14 protein-coding genes are annotated in these 20,551 nt (G+C 41.5%); 6 read left to right on the top strand and 8 right to left on the bottom strand.

Features of this window, described 5'->3' with window-relative positions:
* The first annotated feature begins 305 nt into the window (after positions 1 to 305).
* From G3R48_RS15705 to G3R48_RS15680, 6 genes are all read left to right on the top strand, one after another.
* Entirely contained in the window at positions 306 to 1,133 is an 828-nt protein-coding gene (locus tag G3R48_RS15705; protein WP_153666166.1) for a tRNA1(Val) (adenine(37)-N6)-methyltransferase, read from the top strand.
* Positions 1,134 to 1,189: 56 nt separating this feature from the next.
* Positions 1,190 to 2,434: an ATP-dependent RNA helicase SrmB gene (gene srmB / locus G3R48_RS15700; RefSeq protein WP_153666165.1), complete on the top strand. Its 1,245-nt coding sequence runs from the start codon at positions 1,190 to 1,192 to the stop codon at positions 2,432 to 2,434.
* A gap of 402 nt (positions 2,435 to 2,836) precedes the next feature.
* A complete protein-coding gene (locus G3R48_RS15695; protein ID WP_153666164.1) occupies positions 2,837 to 4,054 on the top strand; it encodes an efflux RND transporter periplasmic adaptor subunit in 1,218 nt (405 codons plus the stop codon).
* The gene (locus tag G3R48_RS15690) at positions 4,054 to 7,200 is read left to right on the top strand and encodes an efflux RND transporter permease subunit (protein WP_153666163.1); all 3,147 of its coding nucleotides are present in this window, start codon (positions 4,054 to 4,056) and stop codon (positions 7,198 to 7,200) included. The genes G3R48_RS15695 and G3R48_RS15690 overlap by 1 nt, the downstream gene beginning before the upstream one ends.
* A gap of 200 nt (positions 7,201 to 7,400) precedes the next feature.
* Positions 7,401 to 8,012 (top strand): TatD family nuclease-associated radical SAM protein, encoded by a 612-nt coding sequence (locus G3R48_RS15685; protein WP_153666162.1) that lies wholly within the window; start codon positions 7,401 to 7,403, stop codon positions 8,010 to 8,012.
* Between the two features lie 127 nt (positions 8,013 to 8,139).
* Positions 8,140 to 10,389 carry a PAS domain-containing protein gene (locus G3R48_RS15680; protein ID WP_153666161.1) on the top strand — a complete coding sequence of 750 codons (2,250 nt, stop codon included), beginning with the start codon at positions 8,140 to 8,142 and terminating at the stop codon, positions 10,387 to 10,389.
* Positions 10,390 to 10,409: 20 nt separating this feature from the next.
* Here the strand turns inward: G3R48_RS15680 and G3R48_RS15675 are convergent, their stop codons facing one another.
* The 8 genes from G3R48_RS15675 to tkt form a co-directional block, all read right to left on the bottom strand.
* Positions 10,410 to 11,798, bottom strand: a complete 1,389-nt coding sequence (locus tag G3R48_RS15675; protein ID WP_212593389.1) for a hypothetical protein — start codon at positions 11,796 to 11,798, stop codon at positions 10,410 to 10,412.
* Between the two features lie 80 nt (positions 11,799 to 11,878).
* Positions 11,879 to 12,430, bottom strand: a complete 552-nt coding sequence (locus G3R48_RS15670) for a hypothetical protein (RefSeq protein ID WP_153666160.1) — start codon at positions 12,428 to 12,430, stop codon at positions 11,879 to 11,881.
* Positions 12,423 to 13,160 carry a hypothetical protein gene (locus G3R48_RS15665; protein WP_153666159.1) on the bottom strand — a complete coding sequence of 246 codons (738 nt, stop codon included), beginning with the start codon at positions 13,158 to 13,160 and terminating at the stop codon, positions 12,423 to 12,425. Before G3R48_RS15665 ends, G3R48_RS15670 begins: the two co-directional genes overlap by 8 nt.
* Before the next feature lie 478 nt (positions 13,161 to 13,638).
* Entirely contained in the window at positions 13,639 to 14,379 is a 741-nt protein-coding gene (locus tag G3R48_RS15660; protein WP_153666158.1) for a DUF481 domain-containing protein, read from the bottom strand.
* A gap of 232 nt (positions 14,380 to 14,611) precedes the next feature.
* Complete coding sequence (gene fba / locus G3R48_RS15655; protein ID WP_153666157.1) at positions 14,612 to 15,676, bottom strand: class II fructose-bisphosphate aldolase; 1,065 nt, start codon at positions 15,674 to 15,676, stop codon at positions 14,612 to 14,614.
* Between the two features lie 200 nt (positions 15,677 to 15,876).
* Positions 15,877 to 17,052, bottom strand: coding sequence for a phosphoglycerate kinase (locus G3R48_RS15650; protein WP_153666156.1), 1,176 nt, complete (start codon positions 17,050 to 17,052; stop codon positions 15,877 to 15,879).
* An 88-nt stretch (positions 17,053 to 17,140) separates the two neighbouring features.
* Positions 17,141 to 18,163, bottom strand: coding sequence for an erythrose-4-phosphate dehydrogenase (gene epd, locus G3R48_RS15645; protein WP_153666155.1), 1,023 nt, complete (start codon positions 18,161 to 18,163; stop codon positions 17,141 to 17,143).
* Between the two features lie 212 nt (positions 18,164 to 18,375).
* Positions 18,376 to 20,370: a transketolase gene (gene tkt, locus G3R48_RS15640; RefSeq protein ID WP_153666154.1), complete on the bottom strand. Its 1,995-nt coding sequence runs from the start codon at positions 20,368 to 20,370 to the stop codon at positions 18,376 to 18,378.
* Positions 20,371 to 20,551: the final 181 nt, after the last annotated feature.

The raw sequence follows: 20,551 nt of genomic DNA, 5'->3' as shown, positions 1-20,551 counted from the left end.
CATCAGCAACAAGTATCAAAGAAGAAATCATCATACAAGCGCCGCAGGCACAATTATTTAAATTCGCCTAACAGCATCAACATACCCACCAATAACGCAACCTAAACATCACATTCAAACCAGTAATTCAACATTATTGGTAATGCAGTTGTTAATGTCGTAGCCACTAAACAAGCACATTGTTCATCAATTAATACCGCTTACCATTAATTGGCATCACTCCATATTGATACGGCTTTGGAGATAGCGAAATAACTAACACCAAGTTACACTAATCCCCCTGGTTCATCCTCAGCATAAAGTCCATGCCTTTTACCTTTAAACAGTTTCATATCAATGACGATTTATGCGGAATGCGTATTAGTACTGACGCGGTATTATTAGGGGCTTGGGCAACGATACCATCAAAGGTGTTACAAGATTCTGTGGGGGCTGATTTTTCTGCTCCACATCAAACAACAAATATTGTCACTCAAGCATCATCGACACCAAAAGATCTATTTACGATTTTAGACATAGGCAGTGGTAGCGGCATTTTAAGTTTAATGGCCGCGCAGCGTACAAGCGCCAATGTGCATATTACTGCGATTGAAATAGACCCTCAGGCGGTCAAGCAATCTCGAGAAAATATCGCCAATTCACCGTGGCCACAAAAGATTGCAGTAATTGAAGGCGCTCTACAACAAGTCGCAAATACGCTCACCACTCCCTTTGATCACATTGTGTGTAACCCACCTTATTTTGACAATGGTCCACAAGCCAACAACGGTCAACGCGCCAATGCACGTCACAGCAACAGTCTAACGTTTACGACCTTGCTTAACGTCGTTGAAAAATTGCTTGCCCCTGCAGGTCAAGCTAATTTCATATTGCCTATCAACTCATTAAATGCCTTTACTGACGCGTTATCATCAACCTCAATGGCCTTAAGACAACAAGTGAATGTCGCCACCGTTGAACATAAACCCGCCACTCGGGTTTTACTCACCTTAACGCAATCGACTCTGCCAACATTGTTAGACCAGACCATCCGACAAATGGATAAGTTGCAGAAATTACATATACAGGACAAAAATGGCCACTACAGTCAACAAATGAGCAATTTATGTCGAGATTTTTACTTAAAGCTTTAGTCATTCATCGTTGATAAGTTATACTACTTGGCTATTTTCCAGCGAGACCCACGTGCATGTTATTTGAAGATTTTGACCTTGACCACCGCCTACTAGATTCACTAAAGGCGATGGGACATAAAAGCCCAACAACTATCCAGCAAGAAACCATTCCTTTAGCGATGGAGCAGCAGGATATTTTAGCGCGTGCGCCGACTGGAACAGGTAAAACAGCCACTTTCCTTTTACCTGCTTTACAACATTTAATTGATTTCCCACGTCGTTATGACGGCCAAGCTCGGGTACTTATTTTAAGTCCGACTCGTGAGCTTGCTAGCCAAACTCATCGTTATGCTAGCCACCTTGCAACTAACTTAAACTTGTCGATTAGCTTAATTACTGGTGGTGTTCCTTATGCACCACAAGAAGAAGCGCTTGAAACCAACATCGACATATTAATCGCCACACCGGGTCGGTTACTTGAATATCTTGATAAAAAGAAATTCAGCGCCACGTCTATCGAGCTACTGATTATTGATGAAGCCGACCGCATGTTAGACATGGGCTTTTCTACTGCGGTGCAATCTATTGCATTAGAAGCACAAGGTCGTAAACAAAACATGTTGTTTTCTGCCACATTAGAAGGAGGTGGGGTTGACCGTTTTGCACGCGAACTATTAACCACTCCTGCAGTGATTGACGTAGAAGCACCACGTAGTGAAAAAGCCAAAATCCATCAGTGGATGCATTTAGCTGACGATCAAGCGCATAAGTTTGCCTTACTTTGCAACTTACTAAAACAAGAAGATGTAAAGCGTGCCATCGTGTTTGTAAAAACTCGTGATGTAGTAGCAAGCCTTGAAGGATTACTGCTTAAAGCAGACATCCCTTGTTCGTTTATGCGCGGTGATATGGAACAAAAGAAACGGTTCCAAGCACTAGGGCGCTTCACCAAAGGCGAAGTAAACGTTTTATTAGCCACCGACGTAGCAGCCCGTGGGATTGATATTGACGATATTACCCACGTGATTAACTATGATATGCCGCGTTCAGCTGACACCTATGTGCATCGTATTGGCCGTACTGGCCGTGCTGGCGCTAAAGGTACTGCTATTTCATTAGTTGAAGCACACGACATGCGCATTGTGTCTAAAATCGAGCGTTATATTGAGCAACCATTAAAACGCCGCGTGATTGAGTCATTAAGACCCAACAATAAAGAAGCAAAACTGCCGACCAAGAAAAAAGCCAAGGCGGGGAAAGCTGGCGATACGAAGAAGAAATCTAAAAAGTATAAAAAACCAAAGAAAAAACAAGCATAAATAGCCACGTAATAATATCGCTAACAGTCAGCCTATGCTGACTGTTGGTTGTTTATTATCTACAATGTTTGACACCCAGCACAATATTCACAAACAAGTGCAGCTCACTCATCAATACCGGTCGATACCTTACAACCGCCAGTGCATTTCCCCCTTCCACTTATCTGCTCGATATAATTGATAAAACTAAGTAATAAAAAAACATTTATTTACTTACACTTATTGCGCTTTTGTAACACTAATATTTACAAAAAAGCAGTTTTTATCGTTATCATACTCTGGTAGCGTATCAATACAGTACGACTGGCTATTAAATACACTCTTTTTGTAAATGCAGCCAAGGACTATATGTTACAGGTTATCTTCTTTCTACCGCTTTAAACGTATGGATACATTTAAAAAATGCTAAAGAAAATATTTCGTTTTTTACTACCTTTTATCATTCTTATTATTGCCATATTAGGCGCTATATTATTAATCAACACCAAAGAAGAACCTGAGCAAAAAGATGAAGCCATCACCTTGCAAGTCGTAGAAGTGATCACTGCTAAACCGCAAACTGAATCGTTAAATCTCCCCTCTTATGGCGTGGTACAACCTAAATACAAAACCCAACTTGTGACGGAGGTTCAAGGGCGTTTACTTGCGCTTTCTCCGGCATTCGTTGCCGGTGGTATTGTTAAGCAAGGCCAGCAACTTGCCCAAATAGAACCGTCAGATTACCAAGCAGATTTAATGCAGGCAGAGGCTGGACTTGCACAAGCTAAAGCCATCCTTGATGAAGAAATAGCCCGTGGTGAAGTCGCTAAAATTGAATTTAAAGACTTTGACGGTGGCGTTGCTCCCGAACTTGGTTTGCGTATTCCGCAGCTAAAAAAAGAACAAGCCAATGTAAAGTCAGCACAAGCAGCCCTTGCTCGTGCTCAGCGTAACCTCGAACGCACAATTATTCGTGCTCCTTTTGACGGCATCATTAAAGAACGCAGTGTCGATTTAGGCCAATACATTACTTTAGGTACAAAACTGGGCGAGCTTTACGACATCAACGTTGCTGAAGTGCGTTTGCCACTAGCCAATGAAGATTTAGCCTATTTAGAGTCGATAGAAAATCCTGATACCAGCGTAACGTTAACCTCATCATTAGCCGGTAAAAATGTAAGTTGGGTAGGCAAAATCATTCGTAATGAAAACGTCGTTGATGAACAAAATCGCATGGTGTACTTAGTCGCAGAAATTAACGACCCTTACATGCAAAAACAAGCTGACATGAGCAAATTACCGCTTAAATATGGCAGCTTTGTCACTGCGGTAATTAAAGGCCGTTCGGTTAATAACATTGTTAAGCTGCCCCGCTTTGTGGTGCGTAACAATCAAGTAGCGATAATCAAACAAGACAACAGCGTTGAAATGCGCAGCGTCAATATTGTCCGCACGGATGTCGACCATGTTTTTATCAAAGACAGTTTAACAACAGGTGAGCGCATAGCCATCTCCCATGTCAGCGCTTTACGTACGGGGCAAAAAGTCAAAGTGTTAGGAGAGCAAACACCTGACACGATTGAAACACCTGCATCGAAGAGTGACCAAACTTCCCAACAAAATGTGGCAGGGGATGCCTAATGGAAAAACAAACAGGGATTATCGCTTGGTTTGCACGCAACAATGTCGCGGCAAACTTGCTCATGTTTATGTTAATTGTGGGCGGCTTATTCAGTGCTAAGTTAATTAATAAAGAAGTTTTCCCGACTTTTGAACTCAATTTAATCAATATTAATGTCGCCTACCCTGGCGCTGCCCCGCAAGAGATTGAAGAGGGCATTAATATAAAAATTGAAGAAGCGATCCAAGATGTTACTGGCATTAAAAAAGTCACTTCTGTTGCTAGTGACTCCGTTGGTGTTGTCACTATTGAAGTAGAAGATGATTATGATGTGCAAAAGGTACTCGATGAAGCCAAAATCCGCATCGATGCTATTTCTACCTTCCCTGACAACATTGAAAAACCCAACATTTACCAAATTAAGCCTGAAAACAACGTGATTTGGATTTCCGTTTATGGTGACTTAACTCAGCATGAAATGAAAGAAATGGCTAAGCAAATACGTGATGACATTACCGGCTTACCCGCTGTGACAAGGGCACAAGTGGCTGGTGTGCGTGACTATGAAATAGGCATTGAATTATCAGAAAACAAATTACGTGAATACAACCTCACCTTTGATCAAGTAGCACAAGCGGTGCAGCGCTCGTCAATCGACTTACCCGGTGGTGCTATTCGCGCTAAAGATGGTGACATTTTATTACGTACCAAAGGCCAAGCTTATACCGGTGAAGACTTCTCACGCATTGTCGTGAGCAGCCAAGCCGACGGTAGCCGCATCTTATTATCACAAGTGGCGCAAATTAATGATGACTTTGAAGAGCGTATTGGTTACACCCGCTTTAATGGCAAACCTGCTGCCATTATTGAAGTGCTTAGCATTGATGATCAAAACGCATTAGCAATTTCAGAACAAGTTAAACAGTACATTGCACAAAAGAAAACCGACTTACCGCATGGTGTGCAACTCGATACATGGGGTGATTTAACCCACTATCTGGAAGGTCGGTTAAACATGATGCTGTCGAATATGTTTTACGGCGCATTGTTAGTGTTTATTATTTTGGCGTTATTTCTTGATCTCAAATTAGCGTTTTGGGTGATGATGGGGCTGCCAGTGTGTTTCCTAGGTTCATTGTTATTAATGCCAACAGAACCGATTGGTATGTCGATTAACATGCTGACCTTATTCGCGTTTATTTTGGTCCTCGGGATAGTGGTCGATGACGCCATTGTCATGGGAGAAAGTGCCTACACCGAAGTTGAGAAAAATGGTCATTCGCTTGAAAATGTGGTCATTGGCGTGAAGCGTGTTGCTATGCCCGCCACCTTTGGTGTACTAACCACTATTGCCGCCTTTATCCCAATGTTAATGGTGTCTGGGCCAATGGGCATTATTTGGCAATCGATTGGGATGGTCGTGATTTTATGTTTAGCCTTTTCATTGGTAGAGTCAAAACTGATTTTACCTGCGCATTTAGCACATATGAATATCACCAAGCGCACTCAGCCTTCAAATAACCCTTTTTCACGTTTTAAGCTGGCATTAAATAAGCAATTACAGTTCTTTATCCACCATAAATATCGCCACTTTCTAGAGTTTGCAATCAAAAACCGTTACACCACCGTCGCCACCTTTATTGGCGTGCTTATTCTTGCACTGTCATTAGTGGCCAGTGGTAAAGTCCGCTGGGTCTTCTTCCCAGACATTCCATCTGATTTTATCCAAGTTCAACTTGAAATGGATGAAGGTACGTCAGAGCAAAACACCCTTAAAGCACTGCAAAGTATTGAAGACGCACTGTATGCCATGAATGATAAATTGGCTCAAGAATATGGCACAGATGTGGTGAAACACAGTTTTATTTCACTCAATTCTCGCAGCTCTGCATTTGTGTTTACCGAGCTATCAAAAGGTGAAGACCGAGAAGTCGATGGCGTATCCATTGCTGAGCAATGGCGTAAGCAGTTACCCGAAATGGTCGGCGTTAAACAGCTTAATATTAGTGCCAGTACCAACAACGCTGGGGGCGACTTATCTTTTAGATTAACCTCAAGCAATCTTGAACAATTGGCTGCGGCCGCTGCCGATTTAAAAGCCAAACTCGCCACATATGAAGGTGTTTATGACATCTCAGATAATTTCTCATCGGGTAGCCAAGAGATTCGGTTAAACATTCGTCCAGAGGCACAAGCACAAGGTTTAAGTTTGTCAGATCTCGCTCGCCAAGTACGTTATGGTTTTTATGGCTTTGAAGCGCAGCGAATATTGCGTAATAAAGAAGAAGTGAAAGTCATGGTGCGTTACCCTCTTGAGCAGCGCCGCACTATCGGGCATTTAGAAAACATGATGATCCGCACTTCAAATGGTATTTCAGTGCCATTTTCAACCGTGGCAGAAATTGAACTCGGTGACTCTTACTCTTCAATTACGCGCGTTGACGGTCGCCGTGCCATCACGATTAACGCCAACGTGAATAAGAATAATGTTGAACCGTCAAAAATTGTTGAACAAGTGCAAAGTCAATATCTACCGGAACTGACTAAACAATATCCTGACGTAGAAGCATCGCTCGATGGTGGCAGTTTAGATGAGCAAAATGCCATGGTGGGGTTATTACAAGGCTTCTTTTTTGCCATGTTTACTATTTATGCCCTAATGGCCATTCCATTAAAATCATACAGCCAGCCGATGATTATTATGTCGGTGATTCCATTTGGTATGATTGGCGCATTGTTTGGTCACTTTGTTTTAGGCTTGTCGATGAGCGTATTGAGTTTATGTGGCATTGTCGCCCTTGCAGGTGTGGTCGTGAATGACTCGCTGATTCTGGTTGATTTTGTTAACCGAGCAAGACGAGAAGGTCAAGCAATCAAACAAGCTGCCATAGATGCAGGTTGCTTCCGTTTTAGAGCAATTATTTTAACCTCATTAACCACTTTCGTCGGTTTAGCCCCCATTATTATGGAAAAAAGCTTACAAGCTAAAATTGTCATTCCAATGGCAACGTCACTGGCATTTGGGATTTTATTCTCTACCGTCGTGACCTTGATTTTAGTGCCGGTGTTATACCTTATCCTTGATGATATTAAACGTGCACTGCAACGTTTTTATCAATGGTGGTGGCCGTTCAATAAAGAAGACGTGGTGAATGTAAATAACTAGCTTAACTGACTCACCACATTTCCCACTATAGGGTTTTCAAGTTATTCAGCGACTTGAAAACCCTTTTTGTTAGCCTTTTCAACGTTAACAAGCATGAGCAAGCGCTTAAATTAACGTCATTAATTTGCGAGCCAAGCTGCATAATCATGACTCAAAATACGCTAACCTAAGAAACACTATACAATTATCGAAACTTCCTCATGACTGATTTATCAGACCCAACACTTGTGTACGATATACGTCAAAGTCGCTACCTTAATATTACTGGGCGCTGCACGTTACGTTGCCAATTTTGTCCTAAGCAAAATGGGTCAAAACAAGTCCATGAGTTTGATTTAAATCTAAGAAGTACCGTCACTGCGCAAGAAGTTATTCCAATGCTTGGCGATGTAAGTCAATTCGATGAATACGTGTTTTGTGGCTATGGGGAGCCCACCTTAAACTTAGATTGTTTAATTGGGGTTGCCACTGAAATTAAAGCGCGCGGCGGTAAGGTAAGAGTCAATACTGACGGATTAGGTAATTTATTTCATCGGCGTAATATTTTGCCCGAACTGGTTAAGTGTGTTGATAGCTTATCAGTGTCACTTAACGCTAATACTGAAGCCAGTTATCTTGAGCATTGCCAACCTAAATTGGCCAACTCTTACTCAGCGGTACTGGAGTTTATTCAACTTGCACCTAAATTCATTAATCAAGTGCAAGTGAGCGCAATAGATGGATTAGCTGGGGTCGATATTGAGCAATGTCGTTTAATTGTCGAACAAGCCGGTTGCGAATTTAAGCACCGTCATCTTGATGTTGTCGGTTAATCAATCAAAAAATTGTTGCCATTGTTGTCAAATCAACATTATGTTGATTTTTCAGTTACCGGTAGTTCATCAAATAGAAAGATGCATGTTAGTATGTTGACTTCTAAAATGTGCCGATTAAGAAATTATGTTTAAACGAAAAAAAACCAATAAATCGTCGAAAACATTACTCATTTCCACCCAAAGCATTAGCTGGTCAAGGAAGCAGATTTTATCCTTAGCAAGTGAACTGCTATTACTTAACATTGCCATTGCCATTATCACTTACCTTTTTATTTCAATGGGTGAGCGTAGCTTGCAAGATGACTGGGCAGAGCAACGTTATAGTGAACTGCAAACCGTTGGCACACTTGCAGGTGAACGCACCGACTTTTTAAAGTTTAGAACGATCACTTTCGCTCGTGGTGAACTGCTTCGCCAGTATTTAGAAAACCCAACCCCAGATAGAAAAGCCTCATTGATCAGTCGGTGGGACTCTCTTTCACGCAATATTCCTGAACTGATGGGCTTAGCGCTATTTAGTCCAGAAGGTAAACTCAAATTTGCCAGCTCTGATGAAATCATTGATTTGTCACTACCGCCTTCGGTTTTAGATCCCAACCGCGCCCTTGGCGGCAATGATATCTATTCATCACCAATGGCATTTACGCCGATTAATGGCTCGTTAGAACCTTACGTGTATCAATTAGCGTGGATTGAAAACCCAGATCAAAGTGTTAAAGGTTACTTGGTCACCTACAACTCGGTGATTAAAATTCTACAATCAATTAAACCGGCATTTTTTGATCAAACCTCACCATTATTATTGTTAGACACCAAAGGCTATTTATACGCTGGCGCTAGCCAAGCCAAACCACTAAAGGGAATGCCAGATGCACTGGGTTCAAGTTTAAGTCTGTCTTACCCTGAGTTATGGCAGAACATGGCTAAAAATAATTATGGCCAATACCACAGCGACGACGCTACATTTGTGTTCTTGAAAGTAGAAATGTCACATCAGGTCGAATCCACTAGAGAATACTACGTCATGTCGTATATTCGTCATGATGATATCGCGAAGAAATTCTTCAAATGGAAGTTGGTATTAATTTTTGTCGGCTTAACCATTGGCTTATTGGCGTCATTACTGTTCATCATTAGACAGCTTTACCACTTAGAAAAACGCGCCAAAATAAATAGTATGTCCTTAGCTCATGGGTTATTTAGCAGCGAAAACAGCTGCATGATTATTAATAATCGAGGCCGAATTGTTTGTGCGAATGCGGCTGCTTATAAGCACATTAATTTACCGAGCGAAGAAGTAATCGATCGCACCTTACAGCGAATTTTTGACATAAACGACGATGTCTACAAACAAATAGAGCAAGTATTTGAAAACCGCACCTCTTGGGTTGGTGAACATGGCTTAAATAATGAAGACGATCAACGAGTCTTCCATATTTCAATTAGCTTTGAAGCGAAAAACACCAACCATTGGATAGTGGCATTTTACGACATGACCGTTTTCACCCAAAGTCAGCAGCAAGCAAATCAATATCAAATGATGTCAGAGGCGGCAGTGGCGATTGTGTTAACCGATGCTGAAGGTCAAATTGTTAAAACTAATAAGCATTTTAATCAACTTATGCAATACGATGAAACGGCTGCCACTGCTGAAACCCATATTCATCCACTGCTTGGCCAAGAGTTACACCGCCAATGGGAAAACATTTTAACCTCTATCCCACTACAAGGATCTTGGTCAGCGCAGTTAATGCCATTTAGCAAAGCCCATTTTGATCAAAGTTTAAAGCTGACCATTACTGGCCATTTTACTGTCGACAATGAACTTGAGTATCTCATCATCACCTTAGATGAAAGCAGTGCCCACCCTGGGGTGGTAAAAGGCCAACATGTCATTGGTCAGTCAGGCAATTTTGTGATGCGTATGAGCGACTTTGAAGAGCAGTTTAGAGGCATGTCTGAGTCAACTCGTACCCAGTCGAGCTTAATGGTGATTGATATTAGCCCCGATGGTTTATTTAGTCATTTAGGCGATATTGACCAAATTGAAAAGCGCCAAAAAGACATTGAAATCACCTTATTGGTTGATGTGCCTTCAACGTATAAAATTGTTAGCTGGCAACTAGGTAAAATGCTGATTTTTTTACCTGAAACTACTGCCAGTGACACTCACCAATATGCCATGAAGTGCATTGATTTATTGAAAGATAACGAGTTAGGCGAAGGGATTAACATCGGGATTGCAGGTTACCTTGAACCTCAAAACTTTGAACAATACCTTGCAAAAGCAGAAGTGGCATTAAGGCGAGCAAAGCAATCGGGGGATCAAAGTATCTGCCAAGCTTATACTCGTGCTATCACTTTAGAACGATAAGCTGCGCATTCACTAACCCGTTATGTGAGCGCAGCAATATTATCAGGTAACTTACTTTCGGTTATCTCTACAATGCTTGAACGGTTCATGGTGACTTTAAACCGAGCATACTCAGCTTGATGCTTACCGTCTTTTACTTTCAAGACTAAATTGACTTGATAACGTCGCTCCACTGACTCATTACTGACTTTACCGTCAGTTTCTGAATAGATTTTTGCTTTGCCCCGCTCTAAATGACGTGCAAATGGCACTAAACTAAAATTCACTTGCTCTTGAATTTCACTGTAGCCTGCCGAAAAATCTTTTGGCGTGACCCGAGTATTCACCCGGTAATGCAACACTTCAGACTCCACCTTATTTTGCCGATGTCGGTGTTTCATAATTTCAGTAATCGTTTCAGGGATGTCTTGCTTACGCATAAATTCTAGCCAAACAAGCTGACGAGCAACAATAGTTTGTGTGCTGGTGTCTCGCAAAATGCGGCTCCATCGCGGCCGACCACGTTGAATTTTACGCCATAGGGCATTGCGGATATCTTCTTTAAAAATTTCGCGAAACGCATAGATAACCGATAATGAAATAATTAACGAAATGGTTAAACCATTAAATACCCCGTGGGCTTTAATAATTAACGCTGACACAACTATCATCACTAATCCAGTTGCAAAACCAGTGACCATTTTTTTAAGACCCACGCCCAACACTTTTAACTCTTCTTTTAACACCACACCTTGCTGTATTAATCGGCGCAGTAAGAGCATTTTATTAGATATTCGGTTGGCATCATGATGGGTGCGGCTAGAATTATATTTCCGTTCTTCTTCACGATAGTGATGCTCTGCACGGCATAATTGAATAACCTTATCTTTAATGTCACTAAAGCCGGAGCTGCGCGGACGTTGAGATAAGGTTTTTAATAATTGTTGCTCACAAAACCATGACAAATAATTATCAGCATGAGCAAAATAAGAGCGCCATTTTTCCTCTTTAGGTTCGTTACGTCGAAACTTTTTAAGCAGTTGGATCACCACATCACTGAGATCATTTAAGGCAGGGTAAAACTCTTCTGGCGCGGTAAGCTGGCGCAACTCTTTTGCATCCGTCTCAATTGCCACAGCAAACTGATACGCAAACAAATTAAGGTATAAACGAAACTCTTCAAGGGAGCGGTTTTTTAGACTCACAAAGCGCGATTGCACTAAGGGTAAATGCAGGCCGTGTGAATAATATGAGCGACGCCCAACCACACCAAAATGATAGTACTCTTCTTCATTTAGGGTATTAGACGCAATCCCCATTTCTTTAGGCAAGTAAAAAAATAAATCGATTGTGCGTTGTTCGCCTGCCGACATTTGATGGTTGAACTTAATTGACAGGGACTCTTCTTGCTTTAAATTAACCTTGCTCACACAGCGCCTAATGATTTAATAAGAGAGTTTACTATACCTTAATTAACGCTATTGGATAAACACCTTAAATCAAGGTTTCATTAGCCATTAATTTTCTCACATCCCCATAAACTGTTACTCGGCGTAAATTTAATCAACATGAAGTTAAACATACTATCTACTTTTACTACACTAAAGTTTTGCTCAAAGCGATAGCCATAAGACAAGCGGTTATCACCCATTTCTAACTCAGTTTTTAAGTAAGGATATAACAAACTATAAGGTGTTAGCTCAACATCAGTGGCCTCAAACTCAATGTTGTAGGTCATCGAGCCGACTTCAACCTCTTGTAAGTCCCCTTCAAAGGCAACAAATTCATGCACGTCATCATCAAAAATAGAGTAATAGGTCAACACCAAGTGTTGGCGTTTGACTTTAAGTTCAAGCAATAAGTCACCGTTTACTATTTCACCATTTTCAAGCGACTCGTCAATATTATACGCATCGGCTTTGCATTCAAATTGGTAAATATCTCTATTATGGGCCCAATATTGCAAGCCCATATACACCAATAGCAGTAATGCAATTAACGCCACAACAAACAATAACTTTTCACGGATTTTCTTTTTATATTGGCGTAGCGTTTTAATCACAGATATCAACCTCTTTAAACCAACTTAGGGAAGAAAAATTTTCACCATAATCACTACGCAATACTTTGATGTTATGGAAAGACCATTTTCCTTTGTCGATACGTTTCAATACTAAGTTGATCATGTGTCGATCTTTTGAAAGCGATGCTGAAATCGTATCCCATTGAAAAACGGTGCATTGACTAAGTTTGACAATAAAGTTGCCCTTATGTTGTTGTACAAAGGTGTAGTTCACCGGATCGGTATAAATTTCTAATTCGGCTTTATTGCCACTGCGATCATACACATCGACAGAAAAATCAATATGGTCATAAACTGATGAGGAAATGCCAGAATAAATCATCATCAACGCACAAAGCAAAATTGTAATAATGGCGATAAACTGGCTCATTGACATCACGGCATTGGGCTCATCAAGTACTTTGGTTTTGTGGATCTTTTTACGATGGTGAAGAATAATGCCAACCGAAGGGATCAGTTCAATTAAACAGGCATGTCGACCGAGGAAATGGCGTAATAAATGGATAACTTTGGCGATATCATCTTCATTCATCGCGCAGCTTTTTACATTCGGATAAGAGAAATGATTAAATGGCTTTACCTGTCCTCGGCATAACGATAGCTCGTTAAGTACCCAATAGCTTTGTTCATCTAATTGCCAAGTATGATTATTTTCTTGGTCAATTAAAGTGTGAGTATCGATATTGAACCAGCAACTTCCTATTTGCATGTGATTTTACCTAAACGAATACAATATCTAATTGTGCAAAAGTATATCGAAAAGGTAATAATAGGTTTGTGATCAAAGTTGTGTTAACAATTTCAACTCACCGTTAACACAAGGAAACAATTTGACAACAGATAATATGGGTAATTAATTGATTTAAAATCAAAAGCTTACTATAAATTTTGATTATATTGTCGCTTGTGACATTTTGTAATACAGCTGTATAGTCTGTGCTTTTAATTACTTTTTACAGCTTAAAGCACTTAATTAGCCTGTTTTTTAAGCGAAATGTGTGTCTTTATTCTTTAAGATAGGTTGTAAGCCACATACCGTCAGCAATGATAATGCCTTTACATGTCTTTATCCGTCATATAATTCGTTGTTATATATGGCTAATATACATCATCATATTCACTGACTCGCCCCTCGAAATAAGCAAAAAAATCCGGCATTAGCCGGATTTTTTCATATTCAACAGTGTTTAGAATGAATACAATAACGTCATATTAGTTTCAGTGTCAGTTGATTCTTTCCCCTCAACTGGGTCACTGTTATAACGCACAATGACGGCAAACTTCATTGATAATGCACCAACAATATTCGCTGTAATTGAGCTTTCTGAACGACCGTCTAACTTGTCACCCCAATCAGTAATAAACTCTTGCTTAAATGTAGAAGTATCGCTGATTTTATACGAGAAATTAATCACGGCGTGAGCAACCACACTGTCTCTAGATTCGACACCTTCAGTGATCGCTGATTCATCATCTAAACGTTGATAAATATAACCAGGACCGACTTCAGCTTTAAGTAAGGCCTTACCGTCATCAATAAAACGATGACCATAACCTGCAGAAGATTTAGAAGTGAAATCAAAACCGGTGAATGGATCTTTCTCATAGTTGGTATTAATGAAAATATAGCTAACATCATTAATTTGATAATCACCTTGAATACCACCAAAATAGCGTTCAGCGGTTACCGTATTTTCATCTTCTTTATAAAGTGCTTCAGCAATGTATTGGTTTTCCCAATTACCGAGTTCATGCTTTAAACCGATGCGGCCTTTTACTGATGAAGTGTCAGTATTACCCGTTGTTAACGTGGCACCTAACTCAGCTTCACCAGCCCAAGTGCGATCGCCTTCGACAAAATCAGCTGCAGCATGGGCAGCAAACGGTGTAGCTAGAGAAATAGCCGCAGCAAGTAGCAGTTTATTCATGTCATAAATCCTTTAATTACCAATATGTCAAAACGTCCAAAAATTCGTTCCGAATATTAACACTTTGACTCACAAAATGAAAAACAACTGCTGATATTAAACTTATTTTAACGTTTAAATCATCCTGTCATGCTGTAGCTGATTGAACTAAAAGACCAAACAAAAAGCCCAATGCATTGCATTGGGCTTTTCGACAGCCTGCATAAAGCAAACTCACTACCACGCTTACTGATTAGTTAATTTTTGGATCTAACTCACCAGACTGATACGCTTTATACATTGCTTGAAGTGACTTAGGCTTAATTTTAGAGCCCATGCCAGCACAACCAAATGCTTCATAACGCGTAGTACAAATGTCAGCCATCGCTTCCATTGACGCAGTTAAGAATTTACGAGGGTCAAAGTTGCTTGGGTTTTCTGCCAGGAACTTACGAACCGCACCTGTAGATGCTAAACGTAAATCAGTATCAATGTTCACTTTGCGCACACCGTGCTTAATACCTTCAACAATTTCTTCTAACGGCACGCCGTATGTTTCAGGGATCTCACCGCCGTATTGGTTGATAATTTGCAACCACTCTTGCGGTACTGAAGAAGAACCATGCATAACCAAGTGAGTACCCGGAATGCGTGCATGAATTTCTTTAATGCGATCAATACGTAGTACATCACCGGTAGGTTTACGGCTAAATTTGTAAGCTCCGTGGCTCGTGCCAATAGCAATAGCAAGTGCATCAACATGAGTGTCAGCAACAAAACGCGCGGCTTCTTCAGGAGTAGTAAGCATTTGATCCATGCTTAACTTGCCTGCTGCACCAACACCATCTTCTTCGCCAGCTTCACCTGTTTCTAGGCTACCTAAACAACCAATCTCACCTTCGACTGACACGCCACATGCATGAGCAAATGCAACAGTACGACGAGTGACATCGACATTGTATTCGTAAGATGCAGGTGTTTTACCGTCTGCCATTAACGAGCCATCCATCATGACTGATGACATACCTAACTGGATTGAACGCTGACAAATATCAGGGTCAGTTCCGTGGTCTTGATGAATACACACTGGAATATCCGGGTATTGCTCAAGCGCCGCAGCCATTAAATACTTAAGGAACTGAGGGCGAGCATATTTACGTGCACCTGCAGAAGCCTGAACAATAACAGGGCTATCTGTTGCTTCAGCAGCTTGCATAATTGCACGCATTTGCTCAAGGTTATTCACGTTAAAAGCAGGAACGCCGTAACCATGCTCTGCGGCATGATCAAGCATTTGTCGTAGAGAGATAAGAGCCATTTGGTTCTCCAATAATAGGGTGATTACTCACCTAGGTCGCTATCGCTTGGATTAATTTATGTTACGTTGATAATGGTATAGGGACGGTCTTTGTTTATTTTCTCGTCTACGTTGAAAAGAAGACAACCTCAGACCGATGACCGTATACCGTTTATCACATAACGGTTTTTTAATATTTTTTATTTTTATTAACGATCGATTTATTGACCGCGTTGTTCAAGCATTGCTACAGCCGGTAACTCTTTACCTTCAAGGAATTCTAGGAAAGCGCCACCACCAGTAGAAATATAAGAAACTTTATCAGCAATATTGTACTTATCTACCGCGGCTAACGTATCACCACCACCTGCAATAGAGAAAGCATTTGAATCAGCAATAGCTTGGGCAATACGTTTTGTGCCGTCACCAAATTGATCAAATTCAAACACGCCCACAGGGCCATTCCACACAACAGTGCCGGCAGCGGCAATGATGTCAGCAAGGGCTTGGGCGCTGTCTGGGCCGATATCAAAAATCATGTCTGTTTCAGCAACATCTGCAACATCTTTTAAGGTCGCATCTGCAGTTGGACTAAATTCGCTAGCAACAACCACATCTGTTGGCACAGGAATATCGCCACCGCGGCGTTGCGCATTAGCCACTAAACGCTTAGCTTCTTCAACTAAGTCAGCTTCAAATAATGATTTACCAACGTTATGACCGGCTGCCGCCACAAAAGTATTGGCAATACCCCCACCAACAACAAGTTGGTCAACTTTGGTTGATAGGCTTTCAAGTACGGTTAATTTGGTTGAGACTTTAGAACCACCGACAATGGCAACCATTGGACGCGCAGGGTTGTCTAATGCTTTACCTAACGCGGCTAATTCACCCGCAAGTAACGGGCCAGCACAAGCAACTGGTGCATGTAAGCCAACACCGTGAGTAGAAGCTTGAGCACGATGAGCCGTACCAAACGCATCCATCACAAACACATCGCATAACGCAGCGAGTTTTTTAGCGAGTGTTTCATCGTTTTTCTTTTCGCCTACGTTAAAGCGAACATTTTCAAATACGACAACTTCACCTGCTTTTGCTTCAACACCATCAAGGTATTGAGTAGCAAGCTTAACAGGACATGATAATGCGTTAGCAAGATAATCCACTACCGGCTGTAACGAGTATTCTGGATTAAATTCGCCTTCTGTTGGGCGTCCTAAGTGAGACATCACCATGACAGCGGCCCCTTTTTCAAGGGCTAATTTAATTGTGGGTAACGATGCACGCAAACGAGCATCACTAGTGACAACTCCGTCGCTGACTGGCACATTTAAATCTTCACGAATAAGCACACGCTTATTTTGAAGATCAAGGTCGCTCATATTAATAATCGCCATAATTAGCCTTTCCTTTTTAAGTTAAAAAAATAATCTTTTATATAACAAAGCGCTCGACTTGTCGGAGCGGTTTATCACGAAATGCTGTTTATAGGGCGGCCTTTTTAGCTTGGATCATCGCTAAGCTGGTGTCCAACATACGATTGGCAAAACCCCATTCGTTATCGCACCACAAAAGAAGTTTAACTAAATGCCCGGCACTAACACGCGTTTGGGTACCATCAACAATGCTAGAACGCGGGTCATGGTTAAAGTCACACGACACCAACGGTGCATCGGTATAGCCAAGAATGCCATTAAAACGTCCATATGAGGCAAGCTCTAATACACTATTTATTTTGTCGATATCGACCGTTTTTTCTAACGTCACAGATAAATCAATTGCGGTGACATTAATGGTCGGTACTCTAACTGAAATAGCCTCAAACATGTCTTTCATGTGCGGTAAAATACGCTCAATTCCCCGAGCAAGTTTGGTATCGACAGGAATAATAGACTGCCCAGCAGCGCGAGTGCGGCGTAAATCAGTGTGATAAGCGTCGATCACTTGTTGGTCATTCATGGCAGAATGAATGGTGGTGATGGCACCGCTTTTTACCCCAAAGTGTTCATCTAGCACACTGAGCACAGGCACAATACAGTTAGTGGTGCATGACGCGTTAGAGACGACAGTATGGTCAGCTTGTAATAGCTGATGATTAACACCATAGACAATCGTGCCATCGACATCCGGTGATGACGGGTGGCTAATCAACACTTGTTTTGCGCCTGCGCGGATATGCGCAGCGCAGGCATCACGCTCAATTAAGCTGCCGGAGGCTTCATAAACGATATCAATATCGAGCGCTTTCCAAGGTAATTTATTGGCATCAGCTTGGTGCAACAACACAATCGCGTCGTCGCCAATGTGCAACTCATCATCTTTAAGTTTTACTTGAGATTGAAAACGACCATGAGTGGTGTCGTATTGGGTCAGATGACAAATCGCTTGTGGATCGGCCAATTCATTAATGGCGACAATTTGAATTTGATGGCGCAATCCAGATTCGTATAAAGCACGAAGAATTGAGCGGCCTATACGACCATAACCATTAATAGCGACCCGAATCATTCACATTCCATCATTTAGCAGTATCGATCACATGGCATTAATGCGCAGCTGTATCGATATTAATTATTTCGACATTAGAAATTTAGATAAAAGTTAGAGAATAACTTTATGATACAAAACGACCTGCATGTTCAATGCAGGTCGTTATTATACAGATTAACACTAAAAAAGGTCATTCTTTTGCGTTAAGCCGCAATATCAGTTTTCACCAATTAACCCAATTGTTTTACTGTGTTAACTACGTTTTCAACAGTAAAGCCAAAGTGCTGCAACAATGCGCCGCCAGGCGCTGACTCACCAAAGGTTGTCATGCCAACCACTGCGCCATTGAAACCAACATATTTATGCCAGAAATCAACATGAGCAGCTTCAATTGCAACACGCTTAAGCACACCTGCAGGCAATACAGACTCTTTATAAGCTGCATCTTGCTTATCAAATACGTTCGTTGAAGGCATAGAAACCACACGTACTTTTTGACCTTGTTCAGTTAACGTTGCAGCTGAATCTAACGCAAGTTGAACTTCACTACCGGTCGCAATCAAGATCACTTCTGGTGTGCCTTCACAATCAGATAATACATAGCCACCTTTAGCTACGTTTGCTAATTGCTCAGCGCTGCGCACTTGGGCTTTTAGGCCTTGGCGACTAAAAATAAGCGATGTTGGCGATTGACGACTTTCAATTGCAGACTTCCACGACACCGCTGTTTCAGCAGCATCACATGGACGCCATACCGTCATGTTTGGTGTCATACGTAAGTTAGCTAATTGCTCAACAGGTTGGTGAGTTGGGCCATCTTCGCCTTGGCCAATTGAGTCATGGGTATAAACGAAGATATTTTGAATACCCATCAATGCAGACATGCGTACTGCGTTACGGGCATATTCCATAAACATCATGAACGTTGCGCCGTAGTTGATAAAACCACCGTGTAACGAAATACCATTCATGATGCCGCTCATACCGAACTCACGTACACCGTAGAAAATATAATTACCAGCAGAATCGTCTTGAATACCTTTTGAACCAGACCAAAGGGTCAAGTTAGAACCCGCTAAGTCCGCACTGCCACCTAATAGTTCAGGTAGCATTTCACCAAAGAAACCAATGGCATTTTGTGATGCTTTACGACTTGCAATACCTTCTGCTTTATCTTGGCACTGTTGAATAAACGCATTTGCTTTTGCTTCAAATTCAGCAGGCAATTCACCTGTTAATACGCGGCGTTTGTATTCAGCGGCTTCAGCTGGGAATGCAACTTCATAAGCAGCAAATTTTTGCTCCCAAGCCGATTCATTGTTTGCACCAACTTCTTTTGCATCCCAACCTGCATAAACGGTTTCAGGAATTTCAAATGCGCCGTGTTCCCAACCAAGGAATTCACGTGCAGCTGCAATCTCAGCATCACCAAGTGGAGCACCGTGACAATCATGACTACCTGATTTATTTGGCGAACCAAAACCAATGGTGGTTTTACAACAAATCATGGTTGGCTTGTCTGTGACAGACTTAGCTTCTTCAATTGCTGCTTTAATGGCTGCACTATCATGACCATCAACATTAGCAATTACATGCCAACCGTAAGATTCGAAACGCTTAGGCGTGTCGTCAGTAAACCAACCTTCAACATGGCCATCAATTGAAATGCCGTTGTCATCCCAAAATGCCACTAACTTACCCAGACCTAACGTTCCCGCTAAAGAACAAGCTTCGTGAGAAATGCCTTCCATTAAACAACCATCACCTAAGAAACAATAAGTGAAGTGATCAACGATATCGTGACCTGGCTTATTAAATTGTGCTGCCAAGGTTTTTTCAGCAATCGCCATACCAACAGCATTACTGATACCGGCACCAAGTGGGCCCGTGGTAGTTTCAACACCAGGAGTGTAACCATATTCTGGGTGGCCTGGTGTTTTAGAGTGTAATTGACGGAAGTTTTTAAGTTCTTCAATTGGCAAAGCGTAGCCGGTCAAATGAAGTAAAGAGTAAATCAGCATTGAACCATGGCCGTTTGATAAGATGAAACGGTCGCGATCAACCCAATCAGGGTTATTTGGGTTATGCTTTAAAAAATCATTCCACAGCACTTCGGCAATATCAGCCATCCCCATTGGTGCACCAGGGTGACCAGAATTGGCTTTCTGAACGGCATCCATGGTTAATGCGCGGATAGCGTTTGCGAGTTCTTTACGAGATGACATGCTCTCTCCTACTTGAGTTGAGGTGTTGGAACTGAGAACAGTGAAAGGTAACCCGTTATGTCGGCTGCCCTTTCGCTATAGCAAAATTGGTGGGATATTTTCGCCTACTTACAGGGCTGGAAGCAAATTATAATTAAGCCAAATTGCATTTTTTAACTATTCAATCCGCTGTCAGTTAATT

Source organism: Shewanella intestini, assembly GCF_018221465.1.
In the GTDB taxonomy this organism is placed as follows: Bacteria; Pseudomonadota; Gammaproteobacteria; order Enterobacterales; family Shewanellaceae; genus Shewanella; species Shewanella intestini.
The sequence above is the reverse complement of the archived record's forward strand: the minus strand, read 5'-3'. Positions and strand labels throughout refer to the sequence as shown.

What these genes read in the sequence shown, in the direction of transcription:
- G3R48_RS15705 (WP_153666166.1), top strand. Translation starts at nt 306, where the DNA reads ATGCCTTTTACCTTTAAACAGTTTCATATCAATGACGATTTATGCGGA.
- srmB (WP_153666165.1), top strand. Translation starts at nt 1,190, where the DNA reads ATGTTATTTGAAGATTTTGACCTTGACCACCGCCTACTAGATTCACTA.
- G3R48_RS15695 (WP_153666164.1), top strand. Translation starts at nt 2,837, where the DNA reads ATGCTAAAGAAAATATTTCGTTTTTTACTACCTTTTATCATTCTTATT.
- G3R48_RS15690 (WP_153666163.1), top strand. Translation starts at nt 4,054, where the DNA reads ATGGAAAAACAAACAGGGATTATCGCTTGGTTTGCACGCAACAATGTC.
- G3R48_RS15685 (WP_153666162.1), top strand. Translation starts at nt 7,401, where the DNA reads ATGACTGATTTATCAGACCCAACACTTGTGTACGATATACGTCAAAGT.
- G3R48_RS15680 (WP_153666161.1), top strand. Translation starts at nt 8,140, where the DNA reads ATGTTTAAACGAAAAAAAACCAATAAATCGTCGAAAACATTACTCATT.
- G3R48_RS15665 (WP_153666159.1), bottom strand. Translation starts at nt 13,160, where the DNA reads ATGCAAATAGGAAGTTGCTGGTTCAATATCGATACTCACACTTTAATT.
- G3R48_RS15660 (WP_153666158.1), bottom strand. Translation starts at nt 14,379, where the DNA reads ATGAATAAACTGCTACTTGCTGCGGCTATTTCTCTAGCTACACCGTTT.
- fba (WP_153666157.1), bottom strand. Translation starts at nt 15,676, where the DNA reads ATGGCTCTTATCTCTCTACGACAAATGCTTGATCATGCCGCAGAGCAT.
- G3R48_RS15650 (WP_153666156.1), bottom strand. Translation starts at nt 17,052, where the DNA reads ATGGCGATTATTAATATGAGCGACCTTGATCTTCAAAATAAGCGTGTG.
- epd (WP_153666155.1), bottom strand. Translation starts at nt 18,163, where the DNA reads ATGATTCGGGTCGCTATTAATGGTTATGGTCGTATAGGCCGCTCAATT.
- tkt (WP_153666154.1), bottom strand. Translation starts at nt 20,370, where the DNA reads ATGTCATCTCGTAAAGAACTCGCAAACGCTATCCGCGCATTAACCATG.